The sequence below is a fragment of the Corynebacterium sp. H113 genome, from assembly GCF_037572315.1.
Classification (GTDB): domain Bacteria; phylum Actinomycetota; class Actinomycetes; order Mycobacteriales; family Mycobacteriaceae; genus Corynebacterium.
The window spans coordinates 154,790-172,810 of record NZ_JBBHKZ010000001.1; the positions used below are offsets into that span (position 1 = coordinate 154,790).

The window sequence follows — 18,021 nt, forward strand, 5'->3', positions numbered from 1 at the left end:
TGTATGAGTGTAGCCATTCCCCTCGAGTCGTGCGGTACTAAAGCGAAGGGGATCCGCGAACTGTGACAAACTGACAGGCATGGAACCTTCGAATGTTGCAATCCGCGACGAGTTCATCCGGCTAGGGCAATTTCTGAAGCTCGCCAATCTTATTGACACTGGTGGGCTGGCTAAAGAGGTCATCGCAGACGGGCAGGTGACGGTTAATGGCGAGGTCGATACGCGACGTGGCCGCCGGCTGTATCCGGGCGATGTTGTAGAACTTGGTGGAATGTCGGCGCGTGTGGCAACAAGCGAAGAAGTTGTTGATGACGACGACTTCTTTGACGAAGCAACCGCGGACGACGATTTTGATCCTGAAAAGTGGAGGAACCTCTAAATGCCAGCTTTTGCCGCCGAATTCGGTATGCCAGTGCGAGTGGACCTGGTGTCGTCCGCTCCTCGCAAGACAGAGAAGTTCTACCGTGAGCTCCTGAACTGGAATTACACGAATGCTGATCCTGCCTACGGCACGCAAGCAGCTGCGGATATGCAGGGTCGTCGCGTCGCAACGCTGCAGGGGATGCCGGTGTCGGTGCTGCTCGACGCAAATTCTGCAGATTCCACTGATTTCGTGGACAACCAGTGGCGCGTGAACTTCCACGTCGACAACGTCGCGGCTGTCTGCGAAAAGGCAGCTTCGCTGGGCGCAGAGGTGCTACAGGAACCGATCGAACTTATCGACGGCTCGTTGATGGCCGTTATCGCCGACCCAGCCGGTGCCCTCGTTGGCTTGCTGCAGCAGCCGGGTGAGCAAACGTTCTTCGCTGCTGGCGAGCCAGGTGCCCCAGTGTGGTTCGAGCTGATCACCGCAAATCACGATGACTTCCAGAAGGCCATGGATTTCTACCATGAGTTGTTTGGTTGGGGCATGACTGTGCACACGGCATCGGAGGAAGGTTCGTACGCTGTCGCTACCGAGGGCGGTGCGCCATTTGCAGGCATTGTTGGCGGCCGTGGCACCGGAACGACAGTCGTTGAAGGCGACGCGTCGTTCGTTGGTTGGCTGGCCTACCTCGGTGTCGAGAACATTGACACCGCCGTCAACAACGCTGAACAGTACGGTGGAAAGGTGCTGGTGCCAGCACAAATGACCGAGTTCGGTCCGCTGGCGACAATTCAGGATCCATGTGGCGCGACCACAATCCTGTGCGAGGTCCCATTGCCTCCAGAAGAGGATCAGGGCGAAGTCGACATTTTCGACAATCTGGATATCAGTCAGTTCCAGTAATTCAGCTCGTTAATTCAGCACGTACCGTGGCCACGAATTCTGCTGTGGTCGCGGTCCCACCTTGGTCCGGGGTGGGATGCGTGGCGAGGGCTCGTCGTAACGCAGAACGCAGCGACTGAGCAGCCATAACGTGCGTGCCCAGATGCTCCGCGCACATCGCCGCAGACAGCAGGAACGCAGAAGGATTCGCAATTCCCTGCCCAGCGATATCTGGGGCTGAACCGTGGATGGGCTCGAACATGGCAAAATTCTCGCCGATGTTCGCCGATGCTGGCAGGCCGAGCCCACCCATGAGACCTGCACCGAGATCACTCAGCACATCGCCGATGAGATTCTCGGCGGCAATGACATCGAAACGCTCGGGCTGCAAAACCATGTACATGGCGACGGCATCGGCATTCTCCATTTCGAACGTGACCTGCGGAAACTCGGCAGCAACCGTGTCCATCGCCGCTTGCACAATCGCACCGGATTCACGCAACACATTCGGCTTCTCCGCTATAGTCACGGTCAATGTCGCGCCGGGTGCACCCTGGTCGTGACGCTGCACGGCAGTCTCCGCGGCCCGCCGCAGTAACCGTTCCCATCCGAACTTTGTGGTCACGCGCAGAGCGACTGCAGTTTCCGCAGGTGTCGATTCCCGCACGGTCACGTCGTCCGAAATCAGTTTGTGCAGTTCAGGATGCTCATCAAGGCACATATCGTGCGAATACAACCCCTCCGTATTTTCTCGCATGACGACGAACTCCCATGACTCATCAGCCTCAGCCGGCGCGGAGATGGGACGAACATTGGCAAAAAGATCGAGGCGTTGACGCAGCTGGAGCACCGGAGATCGGTAGACAAATCCCTGGTCGCGTAGCTCAGGTGCAAGTTCTGCTTGCGCTGCAGCAGCTGGCTTTGACGTGATTGCTGCCATCAGCGCGGCATCTGCAGAGTCGAGAATGTCCCACGTGGCTTTGGGAATCGGGTCGCCTTCAGCACACCAGCAGTCCCAGCCGATGTCCGCGTGAGTAAACGACCATGAGGGAAAGAGCTCGCGCAAAAGTGGCAGGGTAGCGGTGACGATTTCAGGACCGATGCCGTCGCCGGGCAAAAGCGCAATGGACGCAGTCTGCGGGGACTGTGAGGACTGAGGGGAAACCATGCTGCCTATTGTGGCGGAGCAACGTGCATGGCGGGGTCGGTTTCGGCTGCATCGGGCTGCATTGCCTCGAACTCAGCGGTATCGATATCTTCATGCTTCATGCGGATCTCGGTGGCTTTGTTGATGAGATTCTGGTGAATCTTCTGTTCCGCAATTGCTGCCCCGACAGCTTTCGGACGAAGTTGGATATGCCGTTCCGCAGGGATCCCCGCACGCAACTGGCGGACTCGTTCGATCTCAGCATCAAGTTTGAAACCGAACAGCAGCATGGCATTGATGACCCACAGTGCAACCATCATCGCGATGACAGCACCCATCGCACCATACGGATTGAAGCTGGCAAAGCGTGCCAAATACACGGTCAGCAACCATCCGGTGATGGCCACACCGACGATGGCAACTGCAGAACCCGTACTTAACCAGCGGAAACGACATTGCCTCACGTTGGGTGTTGCGTAGTAGAGGGCGTCGATAAGTACCATCAGCACGAGCACGATGATTGGCCAGCGAATCCAATCCCATACTGGAAAAAAGCCATTCAGCAAGAACGTGATCGTGTCTCGAATGTTGAGTGTGTCTGATAGCGGTTCGAGCAACCCCGTCACCAAACTGCGGTTGATTGCCACTGACAGAATCAGGCCGAAGGAGCCAACCAACATCACCAACGTCGTGGCCAGCATGATTGCGTGATATTCAATCAGCGAGCGGCCTTCACTCACGCGATACACAGCGTTGGCGGAGCGTGAAAACGCGCGGACGTACGCGGACGACGAGATCAGCGACATCAAAATGCCGATCGTCAACGCAACGAGGCCACTCTTCGCAGAACCAATGATGATGTTCACAATCCGAGTCACATATTTGCCGTATTGATCGGGGATATACGTGGCGACGAAGTCGTCGGTAAGCGCAACGATTGAAGCGGAGTAGTCCGCCAAGACCAGCGTTGCAATGGAATAGACCGCGAGCAGCGCTGGCGAGGCCGTGAGCACGGTGAAAAATGTGAGTGTCGCCGCGCGGTCTAGGCCATGTTCAAACCAGAACTCGACGAGTGACCGCTTCAGCGCGTACCGCATACCCGCGAAACCGGGGAAGGGCAGCTTCTTCATACCGCGAGCATTCACGGTGTCTTCGGACTCCGCCGCATTCAGCGTCTCCGGAATGTGGACCGACGGAGCCACAAAAATCCCTCCGAGCAGGTTTACGATAGATCGACCACCGTCATCGTAAAACGCTCAGAGGGTCTGGCCGGTTAGGCGCGAGCTATGCGCGTGCGTACTGACCAAATTCGTAGGTCATGATGCCGCCAGCAAGGTTCGAAGGCTGGAAGCCATATGGGCGGAACGCGGTTGCAGCGACGTGGCTACGGACCCCCGACCAACAAATGAGCAACAGGTTCTTGCCCTTCAGTGGTTCCAGGTTGCCAGCGGCGATCCACTCGCGCAGCTCATCGACTGGAGCGAGGATGGTGCCGTCAATGCCGTGCTCTGCGTACTCTTCCGCGGTCGAGACATCGATGACGACGTTGTTCTCGTCAGCCATGAAATCTTCGAGCTCGTGCCACTGCACCAAGTTCTCGCCGTTGACAGCGTTGTCGTTGACGAAGCCCAGGAAGTTGATTGGGTCCTTCGCCGAGCCGAACTGTGGCGCGTACGCGAGTTCCAGGTTCTGCAGGTCAGAAGCCTTCAACCCTGCGCGCATGGCGGTAGCGATGACGTCGATACGCTTGTCGACGCCTTCTCCACCAACACCCTGGGCACCCAAGATGGCATCGGTGTCGGCATCGACAACGAGCTTCAGGTGCACGGTCTCGGAACCTGGGTAGTAACCCGCGTGGTTACCTGGGTGGATGTGGACGCAACGAACGTTCTTGCCAGCCTGGCGAGCACGGCGTTCATTCCAACCAACGGAACCGGCAGCCATGCCCAGAACACCAACGATTGCGGTGCCGAGGGTCAGCTGAGCTTCCTCGTCACGACCGGTGATGATGTCCGCAACCATGCGACCGTGGCGGTTCGCGGTCTGCGCCAACGGAACCATCGTATCTTCGCCGGAAATGGCATCAACCTTTTCTGCAGCGTCGCCGAGCGCGAAGACGGCTGGGTCGGAGGTGCGCTGCTGGCGATCAACCTTGATGCCACCGCGCTCGCCGACTGCCAGACCTGCGTCCTTGGCCAGGGAGGATTCTGGGCGGACACCGATTGCAGCGACGAGCAATTCGGCATCGACGGTTGCGTCGCCGACTTTATTGTTGTCGCGGTCGAGCAACTCGACCTCCATGACAGAGTCGGTGATGTTCTTGGTGTCAGCATTGAGGATGACCTCGATACCAGCGTCACGCAGGTGCTTCATGACGATGCCCGCCATCTCCTCGTCCAAAGGCGCAAGGATCTGAGGTGCACGTTCCACAATGGTGGTCTTAATACCGCGGTGGTGCAGGTTCTCTGCGAGCTCGAGTCCAATGAAGCCACCACCGATGATCGCAGCAGACTGTGGCGACTGCTTTGCGACGGCCTCCGCAATGCGGTCCACATCCTCAACAGTGCGCAAGGTCAGTGCGCGGTCGATGCCTGGGATTGGTGGCATGAATGGGGTTGCACCAGGGGAGAGGACCAGGAAGTCGTAGCCCTGGGTCTTCTCTTCGCCAGTGGTCAGGTTCTTGACGGTCACGGTTTTTGCATCGCGATCAATGCTGGTCACGCGGTGCGATACGAAGACATCCAGGTTGAGCCGTGCCTTCAGTGCAGCTGGGGTCTGCAGCAACAGGGAGTCACGCTCTGGGATAATGCCGCCGACATAATAAGGAAGACCGCAGTTAGCGAACGATACGTTTTCGCTAGCTTCATAGACGATAATGTCCATGTTTTCGTCACGACGACGGAGACGTGCAGCAGTAGACATGCCGCCGGCAACGCCGCCGACGATAACAGTGGTGGTCATAAGAAGAGTGTCCTCCTGTGGACTTGGTGCACTTCGGATTTTCCTCCCACAACTTTATACCCCTGACGGTATATTCCGTAGGGGGGTAAATGTGGGGGAATCCGTTACCAAATATGAACGCGTTCCGACGGCTCCCGCCACATGCCATCACCTGGTTGGGTTCCGAAGGCCTCGTGGAACTCGTCGATATCGGTGGCGATGACATTGCAACGGAATTCTGCAGGTGAATGGGGGTCGATGGCCAAGTACTGGCGACTGAGCTCTGGGCGAATAGCAGTGCGCCACACCAGAGCCCAGGACAGGAACATGCCTCGGTACGACTCTGGTGTGTCTTCGATTCCGGCTTCGGCACCGTGGTCGGCGATCCAACGCCGGTAAGCAACAACTGCGATGCCGAGTCCACCGAGGTCGCCGATGTTCTCGCCCAGGGTGAACTTGCCGTTGACCCCAGCGTCCTCTTCGCCGAGCTTCTTCAAGCCGGTTGGCACGAGGCCATCGAACTGGTGAACAAGCTGTGCGGTGAGTTTCTCGAAAGCCTTTCGGTCTTCGTCAGTCCACCACTGGTTGAGGTTGCCGTGGCCGTCGTACTGCGAACCTTGGTCGTCGAAGCCGTGGCCAATCTCGTGGCCGATCACCGCGCCAATGGCACCAAAGTTGGTGGCCATATCCGCTTCTGGGTCGAAGAATGGAGGCTTCAGGATTGCGGCTGGGAACGTGATGTCATTGACCACCGGGTTGTAGAAGGCATTCACCGTTTGTGGAGTCGCAAACCATTCGTCGCGATCAGCCGGCTTACCCAACTTGGCAAGCTCGTACTCATGGCTAAACCTGCTAGTCGCACGCACATTGCCCATGAGGTCAGTTGCTTGCAGATCGCGGCCGACCTGCAGCGCGGAGTAATCGCGCCACGAATTTGGGTAGCCAATTTTCGCCTTGAAGAGGCTCAGCTTTTCCAGTGCACGCTCACGGGTCGCTGGGGTCATCCACGGCAGATTGGTGATGCGTTCCCGGTATGCCTGCAGCAGATAATCCACGAGCTCCAGCATTTGTGCCTTGTATTCAGGCGGGAAGTGTTGAGCAACATATTCCTTACCAACTTCGAAACCAACGGCACCCTCAACGAAGCCCACGCCACGCTTCCATCGGTCGCGTTGCTCCTCCGCGCCGGACAGAGAGCGCCCATAAAAATCGAAGTTTTCCTTCGAAAACACCTCGGGCAAATATGGTGCCCGGCCATGCAGAATGCGCCACAGTGCCCATAGCTGCAGGTCCGAAAGGTCAGCTTCTGTCCATACCGTGCCGAAGTCCTCGAAGTAACTTGGCATCATTACGACACACTTCTCTACCTCCACGCCCGTGGCTCGCAGCCATTGCGCCCACGGGAACGTCGTTGGCAAATCTGCCGTCGCCGTCAAGTTGTACGTCTTCAGCGCATCGCGTTTCGCCACGACATCCCAATGTCCAGCTGCAATCTTCTTCTCCAACTCGATAATGCGTGCCGCTGCATCCTCGGCGTTGGCATTGGTAGCTGTGAGTAACTGCTTTACGACGTCGTCGACATGTTCGTTTTCTGCAGCCGTAACCAGGAGAGTCAGCATGCGTCCGACATGCTCCTGGTATTTCTGCAGAGTTTCGGCGTGGCTGGGCTCGCGGTAATAGGCCTCGTCCGGCAGTCCCAGCCCAGATTGCAGCAGGTACAACATAGATTCGTTGGACTTGGAGTCCTTCTCGATCCAATAGCCAGCTGCGGCGAGAATGCCGACGCGATCCAGGCGGGCTAAAGCAAGAGCGAGATCCTCCTTGGTGTCAACCGCGATCTCGGCGAAATCGGTGCTCAGGGCAGAAACTCCGGCCTTCTCGATCGCCTCCGTATTCATAAACGAGCTGTACAGCGTGCCAATTCGTGAATCCTCCGGCGCACTTTCGATGATGGTGCGGACATCCTTCTCGGAGTCATCCCGGAGGCTGTGGAAAGCGCCGTCAATTGCACGGTCTGCAGGAATCGTGTGCGAGTCGATCCATTCGCCATTGACATGCAGGTACAGATCGTCCGTGGGAGTTGGGTAGGTACGAGCGTCGTTAGTCATGGTTCCAGTGTAGGGATAGGTGCGGATTGATCGGGCGACACCAAAAAGGCTGAAGCTGATGTGGCTGATGTTAAAGATGTGACGAATGTGGCGATGTTGTGTAAAGTTCGAAACCATGAAGTTCCGACAGAGCCGACGCACCGCGGGCACCATCGCAGCCCTCGCAGCAGCCCTTCCTCTTACCTTCACCACTCTCACCGTTGTTCCGGCATACGCGCTGGACTCTTCGGCACCAACTGGTGTGGACGTATCGAAGTGGCAGCGTCCCGGCGGAGCATCCATCGATTGGAAGCGCGTCGCAGCTAGTGGCGAGAAGTTCGCTTTCATCAAGGCAACTGACGGTGTCGAAGGTGAAAGCCCATACTTCCGCGCAGATACCGAAGCGGCAGCGAAGGCTGGTTTGATCATCGGTAGCTACCACAAGGCGCACCCGAATTTGCCAGCAGAAATGCAGGCAGATGCCTACGCTCGCGCTCTGGCAGCGCAGCCTGACGACGCAAGGAAGCTCCCACCAGTCCTCGACATCGAACTGGACAACGGACTCACCCCGAACCAGCTGGTGACGTGGACCAAGACGTTCCTGAACCGCGTTGAAGAAAAGACCGGGCAGCAGCCAATGGTCTACACCTACCGTTGGTTCTGGCAGAACAAGATGGCGAACTCCTCGGACTTCACCAACTACCCACTGTGGCTTGCTGCATACCAGGACACTCCGCCAACGGACATTCCAGGTGGTTGGTCTGACCTGACTTTCTGGCAGTACTCCGAGACTGGTCGCGTACCAGGCATTGGTGTAGTCGTGGACCGTAACCGCTTCAACGGATCAGCCTCTGACCTCGAAGCATTCGCTACCACTGGTGGCGTCACCGAAGGTGAGTCTGTACCGGCACCAGTGATTCCAGAAATCCCTGCACTTCCTGAGATCCCTAACGTCACCGTTCCAGATAGCTCGCTTGAAGAGCCAAATGAGCAGGCATCATCTGAGCTTATCGACGTCATCCTCGACCAGCTTTCCGGCGACGTTAATGCAGGCGAATTCATGAAGGTCGCCGACAGCATCGGCATGAACGCCAATGATGCTGGCGTGCTGCTGACCTACATTCAGCGCGCAAATTCTGATAGTGCCCACGTTCCAACGGAGTTGTTGGAAGAGATGGCTGACGACGCAGCCCTCGCTGACGTTCTCGCACTGCTTGCCGGCGCAACTCGTTAATTACGAGCCGTCGTAAAGCGAGCAGTGTGGGAGCCAGAGGGGAAGCTGGCTCCCACAAATGTCTGATTAACTGTGGTTAGGTCCACTTTGTGCCCGGACTTGTCCATGCGGACAGCGCGGGCAGGAGCTCGTCGACGGATTCGACAACGATGAGCGCGTCCACGAGATCCCTGCGGATGAAACCGTGGTTACTGACGTTGCGCAGCAGATCGACCAATGGTTGCCAAAAACCATTTGGCCCGAGCAATGCAACTGGTTTCGCATGCATGCCGATATGCTGCTGCGTCCACACTTCAAAGAATTCCTCTAGCGTTCCCGCGCCACCCGGCAGGGTAATAAACGCTTGCCCCAGTTCGTACATGCGATGCTTACGTTCTGCCATCGTCTCTACTTCTTCGAGGCGCGTCAGTCCGTGGTGAGTCCGCTCGCGATTTCCGAGCACCCGAGGCATAACCCCAACAACTTCTCCACCCGCGTTCATCGCGGCGGCTGCGACCGTACCCATCAAACCGCACGACGCGCCACCGTACACCAACTCAATGCGCTCTCGTCCCAAAACATGACCCAGCTCAGCGGCTGTCTCTTGCCATAGCGGACTGTCGCCACAGCTGGAACCACAAAAGACCGTGACTGATTCGATAATCCGAGGTCCGCGATCCTTTTCGCCACTCAATTTCGGCAACGTGTACGACACCAGCATCGGTGCCAACCGGCCAGTCGGGTGGTGAGGATCAACCCACCGCACTTCCGCAATCTCGGCGCGGGGAGCGACCTCGGGGGTCGGGCCGTCGTAACGCACATGGAAGCCAACGACTTCCTCGCCTGGTTCGTTCGCTGCGGAATCCCTCGCGATGCCCCACGGCCTGACGAGAGTGGGGGAGAGGGCAACGCCGAGCTCTTCCTCGAACTCGCGGAGGGCAGTGACCTCCGGGTGATCCGTTGATTCGCCGGGTTCGAACTTGCCGCCCGGCAACATGAATCGATCGGTGCCACGCTTGCGGACAGTCAGAACATGCCCATCGTCATTGGTCACGACAATGGCGGCGACGGTAATCATCGATGCACTCCTTCGCGGATGAGGCAGGGCAAACAAAAAATCCGGGGTGCCACATGTTTCCATGTAACACCCCGGACGGGACTCTGGCGACTTATTCAGACTTCACAATCATGTGTCCCGGCTTCCACAAGCCCGAACGTGTGACTTCTTCGTACTGAATCTTTGCGACATCTGGAGTCTTTCCATCATCGTTCTTACGCTGGGAACGCTTTTCGACGGAACCCCAGTCAAGCGCCCAGTTGTCCTTGAGGTAGGTAGGGACAGTGATGGACTCGTTCATAGCGTCAGACCAACCAAGCGGGCCACCACCAGCAATCGACTGCCAAGTGTCAGATCCGGACACCTTGAGTGGACGGTCCGGCATGATGCGGTAGTCCGGAAGTTCAGCCACACCAGCGTAGTGGTCAAACGGACGCTGGCAAGGGAACTGGAACGATACTGGCCAGTCAATGATTGATGGATTGTTTTCCGTAATGACTTCGGTCATCGGCTGCAGTTTTGCTGCGCGAGGTGGAGTCACGCTGAGCCATGCGCCTTCAGCCAAGTCGGTGTCTTCAGCTACCAGGCGAACTGCGTTGGCGCCCTCTGGGATGTCCTTCGTTGGGAAACGCAGGTTACGCCAAACTGGGTTCGGGCCAATGTCAGTAGGCTCTGCCTCTGCCATGACCTCGAACTTGTCGCCACTGCCACGACCGTACTGAGCGACGAGCTTCTGACCCTGCTGCTCAACACCGTTGATGTCGTGGTGGTAGATACGACCGGCTGCGGTGACGACGAGGATAGGGGTGTCTTCCGTCAACTCTGGAAGTTCGTACCACGAGGTTTCCATCTTCGATGGCACCTGAATTTCCGACGAGTAGGAGCCGAGGACTGGCACCTTTTCTGGATCCAGACCGAATGGCAGGGCTAGTTTCGACTTGTTGACACCCGTGTTCTTGGTCGTACCACCATCAGTGTCTTCGCCGGTGCCGCCGCCGATGATGTTTGGATTCGCGTCGTCTGCTCCACCTTCGCTTTCGTCCTTGGCGGTATTGGACTGGCCATCATCGACCCAAATTGCGTCTGCGACCATGTCGTCTGGAACACCATTTGGAGTGAATCCCTTGGCCTGCTTCTTTGGATCCAGGGACTCGCCTAGTGACTTGCCGTCTGCAGGCTTCAAGAAGCCAGCGTTGGTATCAGTTTCCATAAGCACGTCGGAGGCAAGGTTGCAGGTATTGCCCGTCAGGGTGCGGACGTTACCCAAACCAATGCTGTACGCAGGATACTGAGAAACGAAAGCCTTGCCGAGGCTCAGCAGCATGAATAGAACCATCGCGAACGATACTGCTGCGATTGGCGATGCTGCGATTGTGCCGAGTCGCATGCGTGCTGCCAAACTCGATGGCTTCTGTGGTCGGCCCTTTACATCCTCAATGAAAGCGAAAACTGCGCCTGCGAAGAGTGTCAACAGTGCCAAAGCAAGAACGAAAGTACTTGCTTGGTAACCACGGTACTGAATGGTTTTGTCGAACCATGGCACACCGTAGGAACCGACGTACCACCAACCGTTGATGCCGGTCAGCGCGTATGCCATGAGGAACAGGGTCAAACCAGCAAACAACACCTGGTTGCGCCGAGAGCCCACTGCCCAGTGGCTAATGGCCATCGCTGCCAGAGCAGCCAGCACAGCGGCGATGCCTGCGTACACACCGAAGTGGTGAGTCCACTTGGTAGGCGTGAAGGTCAGGAAGAACATCGTGCCAGCGAACACAAACACGAGACGAGTTGCCGGTCCAGCCAACGCACCAGGCACGGTGCGGTGACGCAGCAGGGCTGCGATTGTGATGACCAATGCGAGGAGAGCCACCAGCATTGCGAAACGACGTGTCAACGAGCCGTCCACCGACTGCAGCAGCAGCCAGTAGTAGCGAACAGGCTCTTCGTACCACTTCATCGAAGGGCCGATGGCGCCACGCACACGAATGGACTCCAACACCGACGCCAGTGTCTGATCACCGAAAACGCCCACCAAAATTGCGGTGCCTGCAGACATGAATGGGACCAACTGCATCAGTGGTGCGCGCCAGCCACCACCGAGAGCTTGGTGACGCTCCACAATAATGCGGGCGATCATTGGCAGACCAGCAATCAGAGCTGCGACTGCCATCAGGCCAGTTGGGCCGGAACCCAGTGCCAAGGTCGCCACAATGACACCAATAGCGGCTGGGGTCAGGCGACGGGTGAGAATAGCTCGCTCGATGAATACCCAAGTAAGCAGTGCCATCAGTGCGATAACTGGCTCAGGGCGCAGACCATTGTTGTATGGCAACCAGAACGCGAGCAGCACACCAGCTGCGGACCAGTAGGCCACGCGACGCTGGCTAATTGCCTTGCCCAAGCGAGGCAAAATCAGTCGGGAAATAACAAACCAGGTAGCCAAACCAGCGACCAGTGCAGGCAGACGCATCCATACGGAGGCAGTCGATACCTTGACCATCAACGCCAGGAGGTCGTAGTACGGGCTGCCGAATGGAGATTCCGGTGCGCCATACCAACGGTAGTAGTTCGCCATGTATCCGGAATGCTCGGAAACGCGAGCCATCGTAAAGATATAGCCGTCGTCAGATGTGTTTGCACCAATGAAGTGCCACAACACCAGCACTCCGGTGACCAACCAATCCAGCGGACGTGGACGCAGGCCGCCCTTGCGGAACCAAGGGGTGCGCTTCGCACCATCGATCTGATCGATCTTCCACAAGGTCCACAACGATGCGAGCGTCAGCAGCAGGCCAAGCCACATGACGATGTACTTCACGATCGTCGGCTTCGACGTATAACGGCTGTCGATCTCCATAGAGACGTTCAGTCCGTCGCCAATAGCTTCGCGCGCCGTGGCATCGTCCTTCAGTGAGGTGTAGATACCAGTGACTTGAGGACGCAGGTCTTCCTGGGAAATACCCTCCAGAGGGTTCCCATCCTTGCCCTTTGCACCCTCGACCTTTGCGACGGTCTGAGTTTCGTCAGAAGTCACCGTCAGCATTTTGTCGCGGTTGGCGCTTACTTCGTCGTCGGTAAGCGAGAGCACAACTTTGTTGCGGAAGATGACATCGACGCTATCGTCGGTCTTACGCACCTGCATGCCCTGTTCAGTTGGGCTCTTCGCAGTAGGGGGCAGAGTGCCGAGAAGTACAGCGCGCTTCTCTGGAAGCTCATCGACGACGCTGAGTGGCAAAGACGCCGACAAGGAGATCGGCGCTTGCGCGACAAGGGGAGCATCGACGGAGTTCACAGAGCCGTTTTGAGGCCAACTCAACGTTGACTGCGTTTGAGTGACTGGCAAGAACGGCAGCGAGACGAAGCAGAGGAAACCAATCAATCCTGCCAGGATCGCTGACAATTGAATGCCTTTGGATGGCATAGGGCCATCCATCGGAGGTCGCTCTACTCGGTCGACGGTCACTACCTGATCGTCAGGATCAGGGCGACGTTTGATTTCGGTAGTTTCGGCACACACATTTACCGATACTACGATACAGGTGCGGGTAATCTAATACTGAAATGTAACAATTGTTGAAAATCGTAACAAGGGTCACATCAGTAACAGCTTGATGTGGTCACCCAACGGACGCAGTACGAACCAAAACAATGAATGGTCCGACCTGGGTAGCATCCCAGTGCTCGTCGAAAAGCTTTGGTGAAAACGCGATGCCGCGGAACAACACGTTCGGATTGTTCGGATAAATATCGTCGGCAATATCGATCGTGTACGGGCTGTCCTTGTCTTCTAGGTCGCCTCGCACGATAACGGCATCTGGCCCACGCCACGGATCGGCATCCATCGCTGCGACCAGTTCGTCCGCGTTCTTCAGCTTTGACCAATCCTCGATGGCGACATTTCGCTTGTCAAACTCACCCAGCGGGTTTGCATAGTGGCTCGTCAACGCCTGGAACGAATACCACGGGAAGAATGCTTGGAAGTTGCGTTCGTCGGAAAGTACCACGCTTTGCGACGGCTCCAGCCCAGCATCACGCAAAGTCTGATCAACCTCGCCGTACCAGCGGCCAGCGTTGGGCGCGAACTTGTCAGCGCGCTCGCCAAAGCCATCAGTATCGGTATGGGCGAGATCGATGGGGCCATGCAGACGCTGCGGAATCGACTGCGCGTAATTGATACCCACGAGCACGACGACGACAGCCAACACAGCGCTGACTTTTCGTGCGACCTCAGGGGGTGCTGCTTGTGGCCAGAAACGCTCGACGCCATTCAACTTTGCATCGGCGATTGCGAACACGCCGGCGGCCGCAAGCAACATCGTGATAGGCGCGCTGAGGCGGAAGCCGAGCAGAGTCTGGCCGCCGAGCGTGGCGATCATTGATGCAACAACCCAGCCATACATAACGAGGAGAGCGACACCGAGCGCCCGAGTGTCAGGTTCCAGCGCGCGGCCAATGAGCCACATCACGCCCAGCAAACACAGCAGGCCAATGGCACTGGCCGCGAACATCGGGAGCGGAATCTGGGAACCAGACTCAGGCAAATAATGCGTTGCCGTCGCGCCAGATCGTGGGTGGCCGGTGAGAACTGCGAGGACGTACGGTGCCCACACGGTGGCAGCTATCAACAGGGATCCAACACCCATGATTGCCAAGCGCAGCAACGGCACCCATGATCGCTGCGTAGCGGTTACTGCCACTGCCATCGCCATGACAATGCACGCACCAATGGCGGTGAACAACGTGTAAAAGGTCGCAGAAACACCAAGGAAAACAATGACTCCGGCCATTGCCGACCAGGCGCCCGCCAGGCCACGACTAGCCAGGACAGCTAGCGCTGGCAGCCCCATTGCGATGACCGCCGCATACGGTTCGTCAGCCGTGATACTCAGCGTGACCGCGGTGGTGACCAGCGCGATTGCAGCCGCAACCGGCAGGGAACCGCTGAGCCGCTGCCAGACTGGAACGAGCAGAGAACCTGCTGTCGCGAGTGTGATCAATGCCCATGGCTGGAACACTTCCCAGCCAGAAATACCCAACAGGTTGGCGAAACGGCCACCCAAGAAGAACCAGCCCGCAGGGTAGAAGTTCGCGACATCAATGTACGACATGTCGTTGAGCCCGAACTCTGCCGTCATCCGGGTCAAGTATTCGGTGCGAAACTCCTGGTCAACGCTAATTCCGTCCAAGTACAGGCGTGTGGAGCCCAGCGGAATTGCGAGCGCAGTCACCACCAGTGCAGCAGGCGCAAGATACGAGACCACATACGTGACTAATTCAAGCCAACGAGGCCGGTTGCCCTTACCGCGCGTCGCAAAGAAGTACAGCAAGACGGTGGTAGCAACAAGAACCACCACTGAACCTGCCGACGACACCGCCCGAGTCAACAACGACCCACCGAACGCAGGCAATGACAGACGATGCAGTACAAACCACGCCACGAAAGCGAGGACAGCGCCACCGATTGCGGCCGCGACCATGCCAATGGCAGTGTGCTTCAGAGAAAGCTGGTCGTCGGCGAAAATCTCGTCGGTGAAGAACTCTGGAACGCTGGGATCTTTTACGGTGGGATCCTTTACGGCGTGATCTTTCACAGCGCGGGCAGTGACAGGTTCGGTCATACCCTAAGTGTTTCATAAGAGCCGAATTCAGACGCAGCGGGTGAACACACATGAAAAAGCCCCAGCGGTGTGGCTGGGGCTTTTGTTCATTGGATTGCTACTTAGATTGGCAGCTTCTTGAAGATTGGGCGAGGAATGTGCGTCAGCACCATCATCACAGCCTGGAATGCAGGCGGAGCCCATACGAGAGTCTTGCCAGCTTCGACCGACTTCACAGCAAGCTTCGCGACATCTTCCTTATTAACAGTCAGAGGCGCTTCATCAACATCAGCGGACATGCGGGTACGGACCTGACCTGGTCGGATCACCAGAGTCTTGACACCGTACTCTTCCAGAGCCTCGCCGAGGTTCAAGTAGAAGCCGTCGAGACCAGCCTTGGTGGAGCCATAGACGAAGTTCGAACGGCGAACACGCTCGCCAGCAACGGACGACATGGCAATGAACTGGCCATGGCCCTGCGCCTTGAACTTCTGGCCAACCAAAACGCCCATGGACACTGCACCGGTGTAATTGATGTTGCAGGCAAGAACGGCCTTGCGCTGGTCCTGCCACAATTCCTCAGCATCGCCGAGCATGCCGAATGCCACGATGCAGATGTCGACATCGCCCTCCGAGAATGCCTCTTCGACGACAGCCTCGTGAGTATCGAACTTGGTTGCATCAAAGTCGATGAACTTCACTGCGGACGCGCCAGCAGCCTTCATCTTCTCTTCAGCTTCCTCGCGCATTGGGTCGTTTGGAAGTGCTGCCAGGATGACCTTGGCTGGGCCCTTCTTCAGAAATTCAGCGGTGATTGCCAGTCCGATTTCGCTGGTGCCACCCAGCACCAGGATCGACTGTGGAACACCTACGGCGTTGATCATAAAAAGTTCCTTACTGTCTTTGCGACGGTGTTCTAAAGGTCTAGCGCAGTTCCAGGCGACGACCCATGTCGGACTGGAAAACGCCGGTTGGGTCGATTGCGTTGCGCGTGGCCAGCCAGCCTTCCATGCCTGGGTACATCTGGTGGAAGTTCTCTGCCGACGTGCGCGACTCCTTGGCCAGGTACAAGCGGCCACCGAATTCCATGACGCGCTTATCCAGCTCGTCGAGGAACTGGCCCAGGCCTGGCTTGATTGGGAAGTCAACACAGACGTTCCAACCAGGCATTGGGTAGGACAGTGGCGCGCGGTTGCCTTCGCCGAACAGCTTAAACACGTTCAGTGCCGAGTAGTGGCCGGAGCTCTGGATATCGCGGATGATCTGCTTGAATGGCTCGATGGCGTCGGTAGGTACGACGAACTGGTACTGCAGGAAGCCCTTCTTGCCGTAGCCGCGGTTCCACTCACCGATCAGATCGAGTGGCTGGTAGAACTGCGTCAAGTTCTGCACCTGGTTCTTGTACGTACCGGACTTCAGCCACCACAGCTCACCAATAGCGATCATGGACAGCTTGTTCATGGTGAACGATGGGAAGATATCTGGCACCGTCATCAACTGGGGAGCGTTGAACTTCAACGGATCCTTTGCCAGCTTCGGGTTGAGCTCTTCCAACTGCGCCAAGGTAGCCAGGGAACCACGTGAAATAGCTGCACGACCGAGCTTTGGCTCTGGCGAAATGGCATCGAACCATGCCGACGAGTACGTGTAGTTGACCTCGGAACCATCGGAGTGGAACTCGATGGTCTCGTCGAGGTTCTGCGTGAGGTCGCCGTCCGCAATGAAGTAAGCGGTTTCCGTCTTGGTCATGCGGATCTTCGCACGGACGATAATTCCGGTCAGACCCATACCACCGACAGTTGCCCAGAACAGCGATCCGTCTGGGTCGTCGGCAGAGCCCTCTGGTTCGAGGTGCAGAATACGGCCGTCGGCAACCAGCAGTTCCATGGAAACAACGTGATCGCCGAAGGAACCAGCGGAGTGGTGGTTCTTGCCGTGAATGTCTGGGCCAATAGCGCCACCGATAGTGACCTGACGGGTACCAGGCAAAACAGGAACCCACAGGCCGTAAGGCAGAGCTGCCTTCATCAACTGGTCGAGGGTGACACCACCATCAACGTCAACGATCGCGGATTCCGGGTCGATGGAGTGGATGTGGTTGAGCGCCTGCATATCGACGACCAAACCACCGGAGTTTTGAGCAGGGTCACCGTAGGAACGGCCCATGCCACGGGCGATGACACCACGGCGCAGGTGAGCTGGCTTGCTGTCGTTCTGTTCAGCAACAGCGCGAACTGCGGCAGCGATTTCTTCCAAGTTAGGGGTCGACAGCACTTCAGCGGTAGTTGGCGCGGTGCGGCCCCAGCCGGTCAGGGTCCTAGCTTCTGTGTTGATGGCTCCGAATGCACCGGTCGAAGCGTCGGTGCCGGACGTGCCGTTATTGTTCGTGGACATTGCTTCCGAGGCTACTCCCGCAACGCCGACCCGGCAGGTTGCCTCGCCCACTGACTACCCACGGCTAGTCAATACCAAGCATGACCTTGATCTCTGCAGGCAAATCTTCCTGACGCGTAATTTCCGGACCATCGTATTCCCGCAGAATCTCATGGACACGGATACGGCTTGCGCTGTCGAGAATTGGTAACTCTTGAGCCATCAGGATCGTCATCTCATTCGACAGAGGCGTATCCGTATGCGCTGCTGCCTCATGGAACGTGGAATGAGACTTCTTACTCTTCTTGAAAAGGCCGAACATGTCCATGACGTTACCCAATCCGCGCTGCCAGCTATT

The 18,021-nt window shown here is 57.3% G+C and carries 13 protein-coding genes; 3 read left to right on the forward strand and 10 right to left on the reverse strand.

Annotated elements, in window-relative coordinates:
* Positions 1–79: 79 nt before the first annotated feature.
* Together WG938_RS00695 and WG938_RS00700 are read left to right on the forward strand one after the other, a co-directional pair.
* On the forward strand, positions 80–379 hold the full coding sequence (locus WG938_RS00695; protein WP_339976550.1) for an RNA-binding S4 domain-containing protein: 300 nt from the start codon (positions 80–82) through the stop codon (positions 377–379).
* On the forward strand, positions 380–1,270 hold the full coding sequence (locus tag WG938_RS00700) for a VOC family protein (protein ID WP_339976552.1): 891 nt from the start codon (positions 380–382) through the stop codon (positions 1,268–1,270).
* A gap of 1 nt (position 1,271) precedes the next feature.
* Here WG938_RS00700 and WG938_RS00705 read toward each other — a convergent pair whose 3' ends face one another.
* From WG938_RS00705 to WG938_RS00720, 4 genes are all read right to left on the reverse strand, one after another.
* Positions 1,272–2,417: an isocitrate/isopropylmalate family dehydrogenase gene (locus WG938_RS00705; protein ID WP_339976554.1), complete on the reverse strand. Its 1,146-nt coding sequence runs from the start codon at positions 2,415–2,417 to the stop codon at positions 1,272–1,274.
* A 5-nt stretch (positions 2,418–2,422) separates the two neighbouring features.
* Positions 2,423–3,598, reverse strand: a complete 1,176-nt coding sequence (locus WG938_RS00710; RefSeq protein ID WP_339976556.1) for a YihY/virulence factor BrkB family protein — start codon at positions 3,596–3,598, stop codon at positions 2,423–2,425.
* Positions 3,599–3,680: 82 nt separating this feature from the next.
* A complete protein-coding gene (locus WG938_RS00715; RefSeq protein WP_339976558.1) occupies positions 3,681–5,357 on the reverse strand; it encodes an FAD-dependent oxidoreductase in 1,677 nt (558 codons plus the stop codon).
* A 104-nt stretch (positions 5,358–5,461) separates the two neighbouring features.
* On the reverse strand, positions 5,462–7,444 hold the full coding sequence (locus WG938_RS00720) for a M13 family metallopeptidase (protein WP_339976560.1): 1,983 nt from the start codon (positions 7,442–7,444) through the stop codon (positions 5,462–5,464).
* A 115-nt stretch (positions 7,445–7,559) separates the two neighbouring features.
* On the opposite strand from WG938_RS00720, the gene WG938_RS00725 reads away from it, so the two are divergent.
* Positions 7,560–8,657: a glycoside hydrolase family 25 protein gene (locus tag WG938_RS00725; protein ID WP_339976562.1), complete on the forward strand. Its 1,098-nt coding sequence runs from the start codon at positions 7,560–7,562 to the stop codon at positions 8,655–8,657.
* Positions 8,658–8,733: 76 nt separating this feature from the next.
* On the opposite strand, the gene WG938_RS00730 is transcribed toward WG938_RS00725, so the two are convergent.
* The 6 genes from WG938_RS00730 to WG938_RS00755 form a co-directional block, all read right to left on the reverse strand.
* A complete protein-coding gene (locus tag WG938_RS00730; RefSeq protein WP_339976564.1) occupies positions 8,734–9,714 on the reverse strand; it encodes a TIGR00730 family Rossman fold protein in 981 nt (326 codons plus the stop codon).
* A gap of 91 nt (positions 9,715–9,805) precedes the next feature.
* Positions 9,806–13,210, reverse strand: coding sequence for an arabinosyltransferase domain-containing protein (locus WG938_RS00735; RefSeq protein WP_339976566.1), 3,405 nt, complete (start codon positions 13,208–13,210; stop codon positions 9,806–9,808).
* A gap of 100 nt (positions 13,211–13,310) precedes the next feature.
* A complete protein-coding gene (locus tag WG938_RS00740) occupies positions 13,311–15,311 on the reverse strand; it encodes a galactan 5-O-arabinofuranosyltransferase (RefSeq protein WP_339976568.1) in 2,001 nt (666 codons plus the stop codon).
* Between the two features lie 101 nt (positions 15,312–15,412).
* Positions 15,413–16,174 (reverse strand): decaprenylphospho-beta-D-erythro-pentofuranosid-2-ulose 2-reductase, encoded by a 762-nt coding sequence (locus WG938_RS00745; RefSeq protein ID WP_339976570.1) that lies wholly within the window; start codon positions 16,172–16,174, stop codon positions 15,413–15,415.
* Between the two features lie 40 nt (positions 16,175–16,214).
* Entirely contained in the window at positions 16,215–17,684 is a 1,470-nt protein-coding gene (locus WG938_RS00750) for an FAD-binding oxidoreductase (RefSeq protein ID WP_339976572.1), read from the reverse strand.
* Between the two features lie 64 nt (positions 17,685–17,748).
* Positions 17,749–17,985 carry a hypothetical protein gene (locus tag WG938_RS00755; RefSeq protein ID WP_339976574.1) on the reverse strand — a complete coding sequence of 79 codons (237 nt, stop codon included), beginning with the start codon at positions 17,983–17,985 and terminating at the stop codon, positions 17,749–17,751.
* Positions 17,986–18,021: the final 36 nt, after the last annotated feature.